The sequence below is a fragment of the Phocoenobacter uteri genome (assembly GCF_900454895.1).
Lineage (GTDB): Bacteria > Pseudomonadota > Gammaproteobacteria > Enterobacterales > Pasteurellaceae > Phocoenobacter > Phocoenobacter uteri.
On sequence record NZ_UGTA01000001.1, the window covers coordinates 1,285,381 to 1,300,689 of the forward strand.

At 37.3% G+C, this 15,309-nt stretch carries 11 protein-coding genes and 1 other RNA gene; 6 read left to right on the forward strand and 6 right to left on the reverse strand.

Annotation, left to right across the window (positions count from 1 at the left end; all coding sequences use genetic code 11):
- Nucleotides 1–173: 173 nt before the first annotated feature.
- From yjjG to uvrA, 5 genes are all read right to left on the reverse strand, one after another.
- Nucleotides 174–848, reverse strand: a complete 675-nt coding sequence (gene yjjG, locus DYE60_RS05880) for a pyrimidine 5'-nucleotidase (RefSeq protein ID WP_115315701.1) — start codon at nucleotides 846–848, stop codon at nucleotides 174–176.
- Nucleotides 849–878: 30 nt separating this feature from the next.
- Nucleotides 879–1,802, reverse strand: a complete 924-nt coding sequence (gene ttcA, locus DYE60_RS05885) for a tRNA 2-thiocytidine(32) synthetase TtcA (RefSeq protein ID WP_115315702.1) — start codon at nucleotides 1,800–1,802, stop codon at nucleotides 879–881.
- A 108-nt stretch (nucleotides 1,803–1,910) separates the two neighbouring features.
- Complete coding sequence (locus DYE60_RS05890) at nucleotides 1,911–3,209, reverse strand: AmpG family muropeptide MFS transporter (protein WP_115315703.1); 1,299 nt, start codon at nucleotides 3,207–3,209, stop codon at nucleotides 1,911–1,913.
- 139 nt (nucleotides 3,210–3,348) lie between these two features.
- Complete coding sequence (gene rep / locus DYE60_RS05895) at nucleotides 3,349–5,367, reverse strand: DNA helicase Rep (protein WP_115315704.1); 2,019 nt, start codon at nucleotides 5,365–5,367, stop codon at nucleotides 3,349–3,351.
- 138 nt (nucleotides 5,368–5,505) lie between these two features.
- Nucleotides 5,506–8,337: an excinuclease ABC subunit UvrA gene (uvrA, locus tag DYE60_RS05900; protein ID WP_115315705.1), complete on the reverse strand. Its 2,832-nt coding sequence runs from the start codon at nucleotides 8,335–8,337 to the stop codon at nucleotides 5,506–5,508.
- 181 nt (nucleotides 8,338–8,518) lie between these two features.
- Here uvrA and aphA point away from each other — a divergent pair, with 181 nt between their 5' ends.
- The 6 genes from aphA to DYE60_RS05930 all read left to right on the forward strand — a co-directional run bounded on the left by aphA (nucleotide 8,519) and on the right by DYE60_RS05930 (nucleotide 13,876).
- On the forward strand, nucleotides 8,519–9,262 hold the full coding sequence (gene aphA / locus DYE60_RS05905) for an acid phosphatase AphA (protein ID WP_115315706.1): 744 nt from the start codon (nucleotides 8,519–8,521) through the stop codon (nucleotides 9,260–9,262).
- A gap of 237 nt (nucleotides 9,263–9,499) precedes the next feature.
- A complete protein-coding gene (locus tag DYE60_RS05910) occupies nucleotides 9,500–10,015 on the forward strand; it encodes a single-stranded DNA-binding protein (RefSeq protein ID WP_115315707.1) in 516 nt (171 codons plus the stop codon).
- Between the two features lie 163 nt (nucleotides 10,016–10,178).
- Nucleotides 10,179–10,586, forward strand: an RNA gene (rnpB, locus tag DYE60_RS05915) — RNase P RNA component class A.
- 82 nt (nucleotides 10,587–10,668) lie between these two features.
- Nucleotides 10,669–11,310 (forward strand): DUF1007 family protein, encoded by a 642-nt coding sequence (locus DYE60_RS05920; protein ID WP_115315708.1) that lies wholly within the window; start codon nucleotides 10,669–10,671, stop codon nucleotides 11,308–11,310.
- A complete protein-coding gene (locus DYE60_RS05925) occupies nucleotides 11,298–12,302 on the forward strand; it encodes a nickel/cobalt transporter (protein ID WP_115315709.1) in 1,005 nt (334 codons plus the stop codon). The genes DYE60_RS05920 and DYE60_RS05925 overlap by 13 nt, the downstream gene beginning before the upstream one ends.
- A 191-nt stretch (nucleotides 12,303–12,493) precedes the next feature.
- On the forward strand, nucleotides 12,494–13,876 hold the full coding sequence (locus DYE60_RS05930; protein ID WP_115315710.1) for a Na+/H+ antiporter family protein: 1,383 nt from the start codon (nucleotides 12,494–12,496) through the stop codon (nucleotides 13,874–13,876).
- Nucleotides 13,877–13,946: 70 nt separating this feature from the next.
- Here the strand turns inward: DYE60_RS05930 and DYE60_RS05935 are convergent, their stop codons facing one another.
- Entirely contained in the window at nucleotides 13,947–15,281 is a 1,335-nt protein-coding gene (locus DYE60_RS05935; protein ID WP_115315711.1) for an MFS transporter, read from the reverse strand.
- Nucleotides 15,282–15,309: the final 28 nt, after the last annotated feature.

The following is a 15,309-nucleotide window of genomic DNA, read 5'->3' on the forward strand; positions in this document are numbered from 1 at the left end:
GGGCTATATTAAAATGACCGAGTAATAAAACTATCACTCGGTCATCATTCTGTTTTCACTTTAAATAGATTACATATAACAAATATCTCTGCATAAAATCTCATTTATCAATCTGTTAGACAATAAACACAAGCTATTTGTTCATAAGTTTTTCAAAGGAAATCGTTTATATCTTATTTCTTTGCAATATCAATCAGTTGTAACATATCTTGAATTTCATAAGTTGGGCGGATTTCTGTTTCATTGACATTATTATGCACGTTGATCCAACAAGTATCAAACCCCGCATTATTCCCGCCTAAAATATCAGAAGCAAGCGTATCGCCCACCATCAACACTTCCGATTTCTCAACATTGCCCATTTTAGCAAGTGCATAATCAAATACTTTAATATCTGGTTTTGCCACACCGACTTCTTCTGATACCACCAATAAATCAAAAAATGATTTTGTTTCCGTATTGATTAAGCGGGCGTCTTGCATTTGCACAAAACCATTCGTAATAATGCCCATTTTTACTTTGCCATAAAAATGGTTAAGCATTTCTTTCACATTATTCAATGGCTGGCTGACTTTTGCCATTGCATCCATTAGCTGATTATTCAAGTCTAACGGATCTTGCCCTGTCTGTTGAGAAAGTTTAGCAAAACGACGCGTTTGAATATCCTCTGCTTTAATTTCTTGATTTTGATAAGCAACCCACAACGGTTTATTTACTGCTTGAAATTCGTCATAATCCTGTGGTGTAAAATCAATCCCGTAACCTTTTAGCATTGCTTTTAACCCTAAATAAGAATTAAAAGAAAACAAGGTTTCATCTGCATCAAACAAAATCCATTTATACTTCATATTTACCCCACTTTTTGTAAATTGTTAAAATTATTCGACCGCTTTAAACTGAATCAAGCCATCTTCTGCGTATTGCTCTACCTCATCATCAAATTTTGGCGTCACAATTTCTTCTTTATCAAAGGCGATATCACCTTCTATCCCTTCAAAAACAGTACCGTGTTGAATGCCTTTAAAATCAAATAATTTAGGATCGCATAAGTGTGAAGGCGTCACATTTTGTAACGCACTAAACATCGTTTCAATACGTCCTGGATATTGACGATCCCAAGTTTGCAACATATCTTTGACCACTTGACGCTGTAAATTTGGCTGTGAACCACACAGATTACAAGGAATAATCGGAAAATCTTTTGCCTCAGAATATTTAATAATATCTTTCTCTTTACAATAAGCAAGTGGACGGATCACGATCTGCTTACCGTCATCACTCATCAATTTCGGTGGCATAGATTTCATCTTACCGCCATAAAACATATTTAAAAATAAGGTTTCAAGCATATCATCACGATGATGTCCTAACGCAATTTTAGTCGCCCCAAGCTCGGTCGCGGTACGATATAAAATTCCACGACGTAAACGAGAACACAATGAACAAGTGGTTTTACCCTCAGGAATTTTTTCTTTCACAATACCATAAGTATTTTCTTGTACGATTTTATAATCCACGCCGATACTTTCTAAGTATGCAGGTAAAACGTGTTCAGGAAATCCGGGTTGTTTTTGATCTAAATTGACCGCCACAATATCAAAATGAATCGGAGCGTTAATACGTAAATTTAATAAAATATCCAGCAAAGTATAGCTATCCTTACCGCCAGATAAACACACCATTACTTTATCGCCCTCTTCGATCATATTAAAATCAGCGATCGCATTTCCCACATTGCGACGTAAGCGTTTTTGTAATTTATTCAAATTATAAGTTTGTTTTTTCGTTAATTCGTTATTCATTATTTTTCTATTTGTTATGGTTAAAAAAATTTCTCAGATCCTAATCCGAGAAATTAAAGACCTCGCATTATAATCTGAGAAAGTATTTTTGTAAAAAGTTATTAAAATTTAACCGCTTATAGACTTACTTTTCTCATTCCAAGGTGCAACCCAGAATAAACAAATCATACCTGGAATGGCGACAAAGAAACAACCGATAAAGAAGTGATAATAACCGATTTGCTCTACAACCCACCCTGTACTTGCACCTAATAATTTACTTGGTAATGCGTATAAGCTGGTAAAGATTGCTAATTGCATTGCGGTGTACATTGGGTTGGTTTCTCTCGCCATAAATGCCACAAAAGCGACTGTGCCTAAACCTACACCGAGATATTCCCCTGAAATGACACCACCTAATTTAATCAGTTCAGCTGTACCAATTGAATCTGTTTCAAAATGTCCAAAACTTGCTAAATAGGCAAAACCTAAAATGGTAATCACTTGAACCACACCAAAAATCCATAAGGAGCGGTTTACCCCAATTTTCAGCATTGCCACACCGCCAACAATTCCCCCGACGATACTACACCAAAATGAGGTTGTTTTTACCACCAGTGCAATATCTGACTTGGTAAAACCCATATCTAAAATAAATTTGGTTTGTAATGTGGTTGCAAGCGAGTCACCTAATTTATACAAGAAAATAAATAAAATTAAACCAATCGCACCGTAAACACCTTTACGAGTAAAAAACTCTTTGAACGGATCAACAAAGGCAGTATAAAAAGGCTTGCTACGGTCGGTATTAGAAAATACTTTTTCATCACTAAAAAAGACCGTAATCAATAAACCGGGAAGAAGAAAAGCAGATGTAATCATAAATACGCTTTCCCAAGACATATGATCCGCCAATGCAAGTGAAAGTCCACCTGGAATCAACCCTGCCACACGATAGGCATTTACGTGAATAGAGTTCCCTAAGCCTAACTGATTATCCGTTAAAATTTCACGACGATAAGCATCGATCACAATATCTTGTGTCGCAGAAGCAAAGGCAAACAATAACGAAAGCCCTGAGATAAGGACAATATCTCGTTTTGGATCAAAAAATCCGTAACTACCTAAGATAGCAACCAATACAATTTGAGCCACAAAAATCCAACCACGACGACGTCCTAACAATGGGAACGGATAACGGTCTAATAATGCTGCCCATAAAAATTTAAAGGTATAAGGAAGTGAAATCAGCGTGAAAGCGGCGATTGTTTTAATATCGAGATCTTTTGACGTAAACCATGCGGGGATAAGTTGAATTAAAACGAATAAAGGTAAACCTGAACAAAATCCAGTGTAAATACAAAGCAACATATTCTTAGTGAAAATCTGTTGCCAGATAGATTGTTGTGGAAGGGTATTTTCAGTCATTTTATGTCCTTGAATAAAAAATGAAAATTGTAGTTTACTCTTTTTAAAGGGAAAGTGCAGTAAATAAATAATTGAAGCGGTAGGATTTTTATCAAGTTTTGCAATTTGTAAATTTTGATAAAAATCCTACCGTGTAAATTTATTTATTTTTCTTCAACATCGCTCTTAATCTCGCCACATTATCCGATACTTTTTGCTGTTTTTGTTGTTCGGTAATGGGTGGTTTATCACGCTCCCATTGGAGTTCATCTTGGGGAAGTTCCATTAAAAATCGGCTCGGTTCAGGCTTGATGAGTTCACCATATTGACGACGTGTTTTGCACAGTGAAAAAGTCAAGGTTTGCTGAGCACGAGTGATTCCAACATAAGCTAAACGGCGTTCTTCTTCGATGTTATCTTCATCCACACTGGTTTGGTGTGGCAATAAGCCTTCTTCCATTCCAACTAAAAAAACGTGAGGGAATTCTAACCCTTTTGACGCGTGTAAGGTCATCAATTGCACTTGATCGCTATCATCGTCGTCTTCACCTCGCTCTAACATATCTCGTAAGGTTAAACGTGTGACGACTTGGGCAAGATTCATTGGTTCGTTGATGTCATCACCGGCTAACATTCCTTCCACCCATTCAAACAACGTCTCCACATTGCGACTTTGCATTTCTGCTGCCTTTGGATTATTGGCGTGTTCATATAGATAGGCTTCATACTGGATTTTAGCCAGCATCTCTTTTATTGCAAAAAGAGGATCAGATCTGACCGCTTGATCTGATAATTCCACAATCCAACGCCCAAAATCTTGCAAAGCTTGATAAGGTTTTGGCGTAATTCGTTGGATCAAATCAAAATCAAAAATCGCTTCAAATAAGCTCACTTGTTTTTCATTCGCAAGATTGCCCAGTTTCTCTAAGGTTGTTGCCCCAATTTCACGGCGTGGTGTATTCACAATGCGTAAAAATGCCGCGTCATCATCTTGATTCACCAACAAACGCAAATATGCCATCATATCTTTGATTTCAACACGCGAGAAAAACGATGTTCCTCCTGAAATTTTATAAGGAATACGGTTTTGCACCAGCATTTTTTCCATCAAACGTGATTGATGATTGCCACGATATAAAATCGCATATTCTTTGTATTTTGTTCTACGAGAAAAACGATGTGCAATAAGTTCACCAACGATGCGTTCCGCCTCGTGTTCTTCATCTTTTGCTTCGATTACATTTAACTTCTCGCCCTGAGCAAGCTGTGAAAAAAGACGTTTTTGAAAAACGTGTGGATTGTTATCAATCAAAATATTCGCACAATGTAAAATTCGCTGACTTGAGCGGTAATTTTGTTCTAATTTAATCACGTTTAAATTTGGGAAATCCGCTTTCAGACGTTGCATATTTTCAGGTTTTGCTCCACGCCACGAGTAGATTGACTGATCATCATCACCTACAACGGTAAAATTAGCTCGCTCACCCACTAATAATTTAATCAGCTCATACTGACTGGTATTGGTATCCTGATATTCATCAACTAATAAATATTGAATTCGCTGTTGCCAACGCTGTTTTACCTCTTCATTTTGTTGAAAAAGCAAGGTTGGAAGCATTATCAAATCATCAAAATCAAGGGCGTTATAAGCTCGTAACTGATTTTGATATTGCTGATAAAAATAACTAAATACTCGAGAGCGCTCATCACTTGCCAGTGAAATCACGCGTTCGGGCGATAACAGGCTATTTTTCCAATTTGAAATTTGACTAATCAACTGTTTTAATAAATCTTTATCTTCAGTCACATTTTCAGGCAATAAATGTTTGAGCAAAGCAATCTGATCATACTCATCAAACAGTGTCATTCCTGATTTAAAACCAAGCGATTTATATTCACGTTTGATAATGTCAAAACCTAAGGTATGAAAGGTAGAAATCGTCAGCCCTTTAGACTTTTCTTTACCGATTGAATGGGCGACACGCTCTCGCATTTCACGAGCAGCTTTATTCGTAAAAGTAACCGCAGCAATATGCTTTGGGGAATAATCACAATAGCTGATTAAGTGAGCAATTTTATTGATAATTACCCTTGTTTTACCTGAGCCTGCCCCTGCAAGCACCAAGCACGCCCCTTTCGTATATTCTACAGCTTGTTGTTGTTGTGTATTTAATTTCATTTTATTCTTGGTTGTTGAGATACGTATAGACAGGGCAAGCCCTGTCTATATCATTATTATTTGTATTCAGCCAAGACATACCTTGACTCTATTTTATTCAAATTTGGTAAATTGTTAATAAAATATAACCGCTTATCACTAACCTTTATCTAGCACCATTTTCAAGAATCTAGCCGTATGGGATTTTTTATCTCTGGCGACCTCTTCTGGTGTCCCTTGTGCAATGATTTGACCACCGCCACTACCGCCTTCAGGACCTAAATCAATAACCCAGTCGGCGGTTTTAATCACGTCTAAATTATGCTCAATCACCACAATCGTGTTGCCATGATCACGTAATTTATGCAACACCGTTAAAAGCTGTTTAATATCCGCAAAATGTAAACCTGTTGTGGGTTCATCAAGGATATAAAGGGTTTTTCCTGTATCGCGTTTTGACAATTCAGTCGCTAATTTAACACGTTGAGCCTCGCCCCCAGAAAGGGTCGTTGAGGCTTGTCCTAAGCGGATATAAGACAGCCCTACATCAACTAAGGTTTGTAATTTACGTGCAAGCACAGGAATCGCGTCAAAAAATTCTCTTGCCTCTTCCACTGTCATATTCAACACTTGATCAATGGTTTTACCTTTATAACGAATTTCTAAAGTTTCTCGGTTGTAGCGTTTTCCTTTACAGTGGTCGCAAGGCACATAAACATCAGGTAAAAAGTGCATTTCAACTTTAATAACACCATCCCCCTGACACGCCTCGCAACGTCCGCCTCGCACGTTAAAACTAAAACGCCCCACATTATAGCCTCTTGCACGAGCCTCTGGCACACCAGCAAACAGTTCACGAATAGGGGTAAACACGCCTGTGTAAGTGGCTGGATTTGAACGTGGTGTACGCCCAATCGGACTTTGGTTAATATCAATCACTTTGTCAAAATAAGCTAAACCTTCAATACTTTTGTAAGGCGCGATATTGCGTTTATCAGCACGGTTTAATTCATTTTGAGCCAATGGGAATAAGGTATCGTTCACAAGAGTTGATTTTCCTGATCCTGACACGCCTGTAATACAAGTAAATAAGCCAGCTGGAATATCTAAATTGACATTTTTGAGGTTATTTCCTGATGCCCCTTTTAAACTTAAAATACGGGTTGGATCACGTTTAACACGCTCTTGGGGAATTTCAATTCTTTCTTTGCCTGAAAGGAATTTACCTGTTAAAGAATTTTCATTTTGCATAATTTCTTGGGCTGTTCCTTCGGCGATAACATTACCGCCGTGAACCCCTGCACCTGGTCCAATATCAATAATATGATCCGCCATTAAAATCGCGTCTTCATCGTGTTCAACCACGATTACAGTGTTGCCTAAATCACGCAAATGCTCCAATGTTTTTAATAAACGTTCATTATCTCGTTGGTGTAAACCGATTGAAGGTTCATCAAGCACATACATCACGCCCACTAACCCTGCACCGATTTGACTCGCCAAGCGGATACGCTGTGCCTCGCCCCCTGACAAGGTTTCAGCACTGCGAGAAAGGGATAAATAATTTAAGCCAACATTGACTAAAAACTGCAAACGCTCACGAATTTCTTTTAAAATTTTCTCGGCAATTTTGGCTCTTTGCCCTGAAAGGGTGAGATTTTCAAAAAATTCAGCCGCCTCGCCAATACTTTTTTCTGAAATTTCAGGCAAATTAGTTTTTTCAATAAACACATTGCGAGCCTCTTTACACAAACGTGAACCATCACAGGCTTTACAAGGACGATTATTGATATATTTTGACAATTCATCACGCACCGAATTAGATTCCGTTTGTTGATAACGGCGAGCCATATTATTTAATACGCCTTCAAAAGGGTGGGTGCGCGTTACTGTATCGCCTTTGTCGTTGATATAGTTAAACTTGATCTCTTCTTCTTCCGAACCATTTAAAATAATATGTTGGATCTTTTTCGGTAGTTGATTAAAAGGGGTTTCAATATCAAATTCATAATGTTTTGCAAGGGATTTTAAAATACTAAAATAGTAAAAACTACGGCGATCCCAGCCCTTAATTGCCCCATTTGCTAAGGATATTTCCGCATTTTGGATCACTTTGGTTTCATCAAAATATTGCTGAATACCCAAACCATCACAGGTTGAACACGCCCCAGCTGGATTGTTAAATGAGAATAAACGCGGTTCTAATTCTGTTAAAGAATAACCACATTCATTACAGGCAAAACTTGATGAGAACATCAACTCTTCAGCATTTGGATCGTCCATATCCGCCACGATTGCCGTTGAACCTGAAAGCTCTAACGCCGTCTCAAAAGATTCGGCTAAACGCGTTTTTAGATCTGCTCGTACTTTGAAACGATCCACCACCACTTCAATGGTATGTTTTTTCTGTAATTCTAAAGCAGGAGGATCAGATAAATCGCAAATCTCGCCATCAATTCTGGCTCGGATATAGCCCGAAGCGGTCAAATTTTCTAACAATTTTACATGTTCACCTTTGCGAGATTTAACCACAGGTGCAAGCAACATTAAACGCTTGCCTTCTGGCTCTTCTAAAACACGATCCACCATTTGTGAGATTGTTTGAGCTTGTAAAGTGGTGTTATGTTCAGGACAGCGTGGTTCGCCCACACGCGCAAAAAGCAAACGTAAATAATCGTGAATTTCCGTGATTGTCCCCACTGTTGAGCGTGGGTTGTGCGATGTAGATTTTTGCTCAATCGAAATCGCGGGCGAGAGCCCTTCAATATGATCCACATCCGGCTTTTCCATTAAAGACAAAAACTGCCTTGCATAAGGCGATAACGACTCTACATAACGGCGTTGCCCTTCGGCATAAAGCGTATCAAAAGCCAAAGAGGATTTTCCCGAACCCGATAGCCCTGTAATGACAATCAACTTATCTCGGGGAATAATCACATTGATATTTTTTAAATTATGGGTTCTCGCCCCACGTACATCGATATTTTTCATTTTTTTAACACTCTTAAAATAATCTTTTTTATAAAAATAATGTGATCATTATCTCATAATTAGAAAAAAACCACATAAAAATTCAATTTTGTGATGATTTTATTCTTAAAAAAAAGCACAATGTAGCACCAAATTAAATGGTAGTTTCAATACTTAAAATAATGATCAAGGAGTTCATTCTATGAAAAAACATTTTAAATTACTCACATTAGCTGCTTTATGTGCAACCGCTGTATCTGCAACAGCAATTGCAAAACACAAAGTACCTTACACTAATCCTGGTTTTTATACCAATGCACCAACTCAAGTCGCAGTGCACTTTGTTGATGTTGAAGGTATCAAAAAGAGCTTAGAAGGTAAAGCACCAATGACAGTAAGTTTTGACATTGATGACACCGTTGTATTATCAAGCCAATATTTTCACTATGGTTTTACTTTTGGTGAAGAATTAGGTTTTGGTAAAGGTCCAAAAGAAGTATTACATTCACAAAAATTCTGGGATTATGTTGCGGAGCAAGGCGATCAACACTCTATTCCAAAACAATCGGCCAAAGATCTTATCAAAATGCACAAAGAACGTGGCGATAAAATTGTATTCGTAACTGGTCGTACAGGACACAGCAAAGATAAAAATGGTACTGTAACTAAAACTGCAAAAACATTACAAAAATACTTTGACTTACCAGCAGATACTGTCGTTTGGTACACTAACGATACGCCAGCTGATGGCTTCAAACAAGTAAAATCTGCCTATATTAAGAAAACAGGTTCACAATTACACTATGGTGATTCAGATGATGATATATTATCTGCTCGCGAAGTAGGTATTCGTGGTATCCGTGTTCAACGTTCATACTCTTCAACTAACCCACAAAAATTAAACGGTGGTTACGGTGAAGAAGTCTTAGTAAACTCAGCTTGGTAATGTACCAATAAACACGCATTTTATTCCAAAATAGCACTATATTCATATAGTGCTATTTTTTTGTGGCTGAATTTTTTCTAAAAGTAAACATATTAAAATTTAATTTTTCGATCATTGTCATAAATTTTGTAATAACTGTACAGAAAATCAGTTTTATTAGTGATTTTATTTTTTATTTCAGGCAAAATACACCAAATCAAATAAAACAGAAACCAATTAAGTAATGAGGAATTTTTAATGGCTGGAGTAAATAAAGTAATTATTGTAGGAAACTTAGGAAATAATCCTGATATGCGTACAATGCCAAATGGTGATGCAGTTGCAAATATTAGCGTAGCAACGTCTGAAAGTTGGACTGATCGTAACACCGGTGAACGTCGTGAAGTGACAGAGTGGCACAGAATTGTGTTCTTCCGTCGTCAAGCTGAAGTAGCGGGTGAATATTTACGTAAGGGCTCAAAAGTGTACGTTGAAGGTAGATTGAAAACCCGTAAATGGACAGACCAGAATGGACAAGATCGTTATACCACTGAAATTATGGGTGATGTTCTACAAATGTTAGATAGTCGTGGTAGCCAAGCAGAAGGTTATGCTCCTGCACCTCAAGCAAATTATTCTGCGCCACAAAATAACTATTCTGCACCTCAGAATAATTATGGTTCAGCACCATCAAGACCAGCTCCAGCTCAAGCTGCTCCATCACAACCTGCTCCACCGCCAGTAGATAATTTTGATGATGATATTCCATTTTAATAGAAAGTAGATTTTATTTAATGCTTTCAAGTAAAGGCAGTATGTTTTCATACTGCCTTTATTTTTCTTTAAGCGGTTAAATTTTTTATAAAATTTACTAATTTAATACATTCTCTGGTTATTCCCTTTTCAAACAAATAAAAAACCTTTATACTTCGCTCCCTGAGTTGGTTAGACAATCGCTGGTTTATTGAAGCCCTTAAATGGTTTATTTAGAAATAAATAAAACGATCTAGTGGGACAAATAGACGAGAGGAAAGTCCGAGCTACAAAGGGCAGAGTGCCAGATAACGTCTGGGAGGCGTGAGCCTACGACAAGTGCAGCAGAGAGAAGACCGCCGATGGCTTTCTTTTTAGAAAGATCAGGTAAGGGTGAAAGGGTGCGGTAAGAGCGCACCGTATGTATGGTAACATTTCATAGCAGGGTAAACTCCACTCGTAGCAAGACCAAATAGGAACTCAATGGGTGGCCCGCTCAGAGTTCGGGTAGGTTGCTTGAGCGTATGTGCGAATATACGCCTAGAGGAATGATTGTCCGCGACAGAACTCGGCTTATCGACCAACTCACCTCATTCCAAGAAAGGTATAAGTATCAGCTTATACCTTTCCTTTATCATCTGATCATATAAATAGGATTTTATTAGGATGTGATTATGAAAAAATATCTATTTAGCGTGATTTTCACACTTTTTATTCTCTTTCCTTCTCTTAGCTCGGCTCATCCCCATTCGTGGATCAATATGAAAACCAATGTGTTGATTGAAAATCGCCAACTCATCGGATTTAAAATGGAATGGCAACTTGATGAAATAGCCTCTTCTGAATTGATTTATGAAATGAAAATCAGTGATAATGAATCTGAAACAAGAGAAAAAATTACACAAGAGATGGTTCAAACTGCCATCCTTAATCATTATTTTAGCTATTTGTATGATGAACAAAATCAACCAATAAAATATACGACTCATCCTAAAAATACTTATTTTGAAATTACAGATAATCGAGTCACTTTTCATATTCATTTTTATTTAACTCATCCTCAGCAAGTTCAAGATCGTATTTTCAAATTATTTACCTATGAACCAAGCTATTATATTTCAATGAGTTATGAAGATGAGAATGCATTGCTCATCAGTGATTCTGATCATTTGTGCAAATTACATTTAAATCCACCTAATGTCGACACCGAAATACAGCAATATGCAATGGATTTAGATCGAACACAAACACCAGATCAAGATTTATCTTTGGGAGCACAATTCGCACAAGAGGTAAAAATCGTATGCAAAAAATAGTAATGAAAATATTCTTATTAGCGGTCGGATTTTTACTGGTTTTTGCAATTTATCATTTTTATCCTTATTTGTTGTTTAAAGTGATCGCATTGCAAAAGAGTTTTCATCAACAAATAAGTTCCTCAATGCTCGCTCTTCAAAAAAATCAGCATTCAGGTTGGATTCTAATTAGTATCAGTTTTTTCTATGGTATTTTTCACGCTGTTGGTCCAGGACACGGAAAATTTATTTTAACCAGTTATCTCTCTTTTGAAAAAACAAAACTGCCACAAGCAATTCGTCTAACGCTACTTTCTTCTCTTGCACAAGGGGTAATGGCTATTCTATTAGTTTCTATTATCGTCGTTATTTTTACTTTATCACGCCATTATTTCAACCTTGCACTACAATGGATAGAGCGAGGGAGCTTTACTTTAATGATTTTATTTGGATGTTATTGGTGCTATAACGCAATAAAGTCATTTAAAATCAAAATGAAAAAAACACCAAAGTTTAATGTGCAAAAAGTGACAAAAATCTTACCGCTTGCTACCCCATTATTGCCATCAAAAATGATGCTACACAATCATCAACACTCAGCAAATTGTGGCTGTGGTCACCAACACTTGCCCAATTCAGCACAATTATCTAAGGCAACAGACTGGAAAGCACAATTGATGATTATTTTAAGTATTGCAAGTCGTCCTTGCTCTGGTGCAATTTTAGTATTATTTTTTTCATATACGCTTGATCTTTATTATTGGGGCGTATTCTCAGCATTAGCCATGGCAATCGGCACCGGTTTTACCCTCACCTTATTTGCTGTGGTTGTCTTATTTGCTCGCCATAAAGCGATTTCTTTAAGCAAGTGGTATTTGTCCATTCAAATGGGAAATAAAATCAGCGTTATCTTAAAACTCATAGTAGGAATGATCCTGATCATTTTTGGGGTTCTATTACTGCAAAGCAGTTTTGTGAATATTTTGGTTAAAGGCAACGGATTATTTACATAAGATCTTTCAACAAAATCTTTATGAAAAATCATAAGCGGTCATATTTTTATCATTTTTTGCAAATTGTATTTAAAACAGCCGCCGCCATCCCTTTTCAAACGAAAAAAAAAACCTTATACTCGACAATAGAGGTAGATAAACACCGTTTTATCTACTCAAATTTTTTATAATTATAAAAGAGGTCAAACACAATGTTAACGAACGAAGTTGTTATCTCAATTATCGTCTTGCTTGGACTAAGCTTGCTACGCATAAATGTGATACTTGCACTTATTATTTCAGCCTTAATTTGCGGAGTTATCGGCAATTATGGTGTAGATGGTATCGGTTTCTCAGATGCAATATCAAAAACAATCACAAGTTTTACTGGTGGACTAGGCGGTGGTTCTGAAACGGCAATGAATTATGCTGTTTTAGGTGCTTTTGCCGTTGCCCTATCAAAATCAGGCGTAACAGATCTGCTTTCCTATAAAATCATTCAGCATTTTGGAAAACAACCAACAGGTAATTCCGTCACTTGGTTTAAATATATTCTATTATTCGTGTTAGTGGCATTCTCAATGTCATCACAAAATGTCATTCCAATCCATATCGCCTTTATTCCAATTGTTATTCCACCATTATTAGGTGTAATGAATCAATTAAAAATGGATCGTCGAGCCGTTGCTTGTGCGTTAACTTTTGGTTTAACGGCAACTTATATGTTGATTCCAGCAGGCTTCGGACAAATTTTTATCCAAAGCGTACTCGTTAAAAACATCAATATGGCAGGCACAGATTTAGGTTTAACAACCTCTGTTTTACAAGTGTCAAAAGCAATGTTAATTCCTGTTTTTGGTATGATTTTAGGACTGTTATGTGCTTTCTTTATCACTTATCGTAAACCACGTATTTATATTGAACGTCGCCCAGAACCAACAGCAGAAAGCATTGAGCAACGCGTAAAACGAGTAAAACCACGTCATATTGCAATCAGCGTAACTGCGATTGTGATTACCTGTGCGGTACAATTAGCAACAGGTTCAACCATTATGGGGGGCGTTGCTGGTTTAATTATTTTTGCACTTGGTGGTATTTTCAAACTGAAAGAAAGTAACGATATATTCCAACAAGGCTTACGCCTAATGGCAATGATTGGCTTTGTAATGATTGCAGCCTCAGGCTTTGCCAATGTAGTGAATTCAACAGGTGGCGTACCTGAATTAGTTACAGCACTGAGTCAAACTATCGGAGCTGAAAACAAAGGCTTAGCCGCATTCTTAATGCTAGTAGTCGGATTATTTATCACAATGGGAATCGGGTCATCATTCTCAACCGTGCCAATTATTGCGTCAATTTACGTGCCACTTTGCTTATCTTTTGGCTTCACACCATTAGCAACAGTCGCAATCGTAGGTGTTGCAGCAGCCTTAGGTGATGCAGGCTCACCAGCATCAGATTCAACCTTAGGTCCAACATCTGGATTAAATGCAGACGGAAAACACGATCACATCTGGGATTCTGTTGTTCCAACATTCTTACACTTTAATCTTCCATTATTAACATTTGGCTGGATTGCCGCGATGGTTTTATAATTTTATCAATGAGATTAGAAAATAAATGGAGTAAGCGAGAACGCCTACTCCATTTTTCATTAATTATTCCCTATTTTCTCATTTGATAATAAACAACCACTGAAAATAACACCGACGCAAAGACTGAAAGTAAATCAGCCCCAACCCAGAAATAAGAAAGGCTATCAAAGTCATAAATTTTTTCGCCTGCATCATTGATTATCGTTGTTTTATCAATCATTATACCGGTTAAAAGTTCACCTGCAGCAGCACCCGCATAACCAAATACCCCCATCATTCCAAGTGCAATACCAGAAGCTGATTTATGAGAAATATCGGTTGCTAATAATCCGCCTAAGAAACAAAGTTGAATTCCAAGTGTGATACCAAAGATTGATAATCCAATAATAATTAACCACGTTGCGCCTTCCGGTGCAAACAAGAACATTGCTAAGGAAATTGCATTCAATAAACATACTGCAACAGTCATTAAATTACGTTTACCATGTAAAAAACGATCCGATAACCAGCCAGAAACCACCGTTCCAATAATACCAACGATACTATTTATACTGATAATGGAAGCGGCTTCAATCGTGGTATAACCTTTACCGTTTTCTAAGAAAAATACTCCCCAGCTATTCACCCCATAACGAGCAACGTACATACAACAAGAAGCAACGGCTAAAATCCAAATAGCTGGATTTTTTACAACTGCCCATTGATGATGTAACACTTCTTTATTATCTAATTCTTCATCTTTTGAAGGTAATTGAATTATCGGTTTAAAGCCACAAGCAGCGGGTGAATCTTTCATAAACATCATTGCAACCAATACACCGAGTAGTCCCATAATACCTGCAAAGTTAAATCCAAAACGCCAACCAAAAGTTGTAATGATAGCTGCGGTAACCACAAAGGTAATTCCTTCACCGACATTATGTGCAACTGACCAAAATCCATAATAAGAACCACGTTCATTATCATCATACCAACGGGAAAGAGCGACGACACAAGGTCCTACCCCCATTGATTGTACCCAGCCATTGAATGCCCAAATAATCGTGAGTGCAATTGCACTGGTATTCATTCCCATTGCAAAATTAGCTAAGGCAGAGAAGAACAAGCCTAAGGATAAAAAACGTACGATATTAGAGTGATCCGCCAATGCACTATTAACAAATTTTCCCACTGCGTAAGTAATAAAAATTGCCGAGCCAATCACCCCTAATTCTGTTGCCGTTAGAACACCATTATTTACTAATGCTGGTTTTGCTACATTAAAAGAAAGACGGCAAACATAACAAATGGCATAAGCAAAAGAGAACGCCCAAAAACTTTTCATTCTCGTGCTTTTAAACATTTTTTCAGTGTAATCTTTTAGTGGAACAGCTGGGCTTGCTTTGAAAAAGGTTAAGATAGACATATTCGTATCTCCTATTATTTAGTTGATA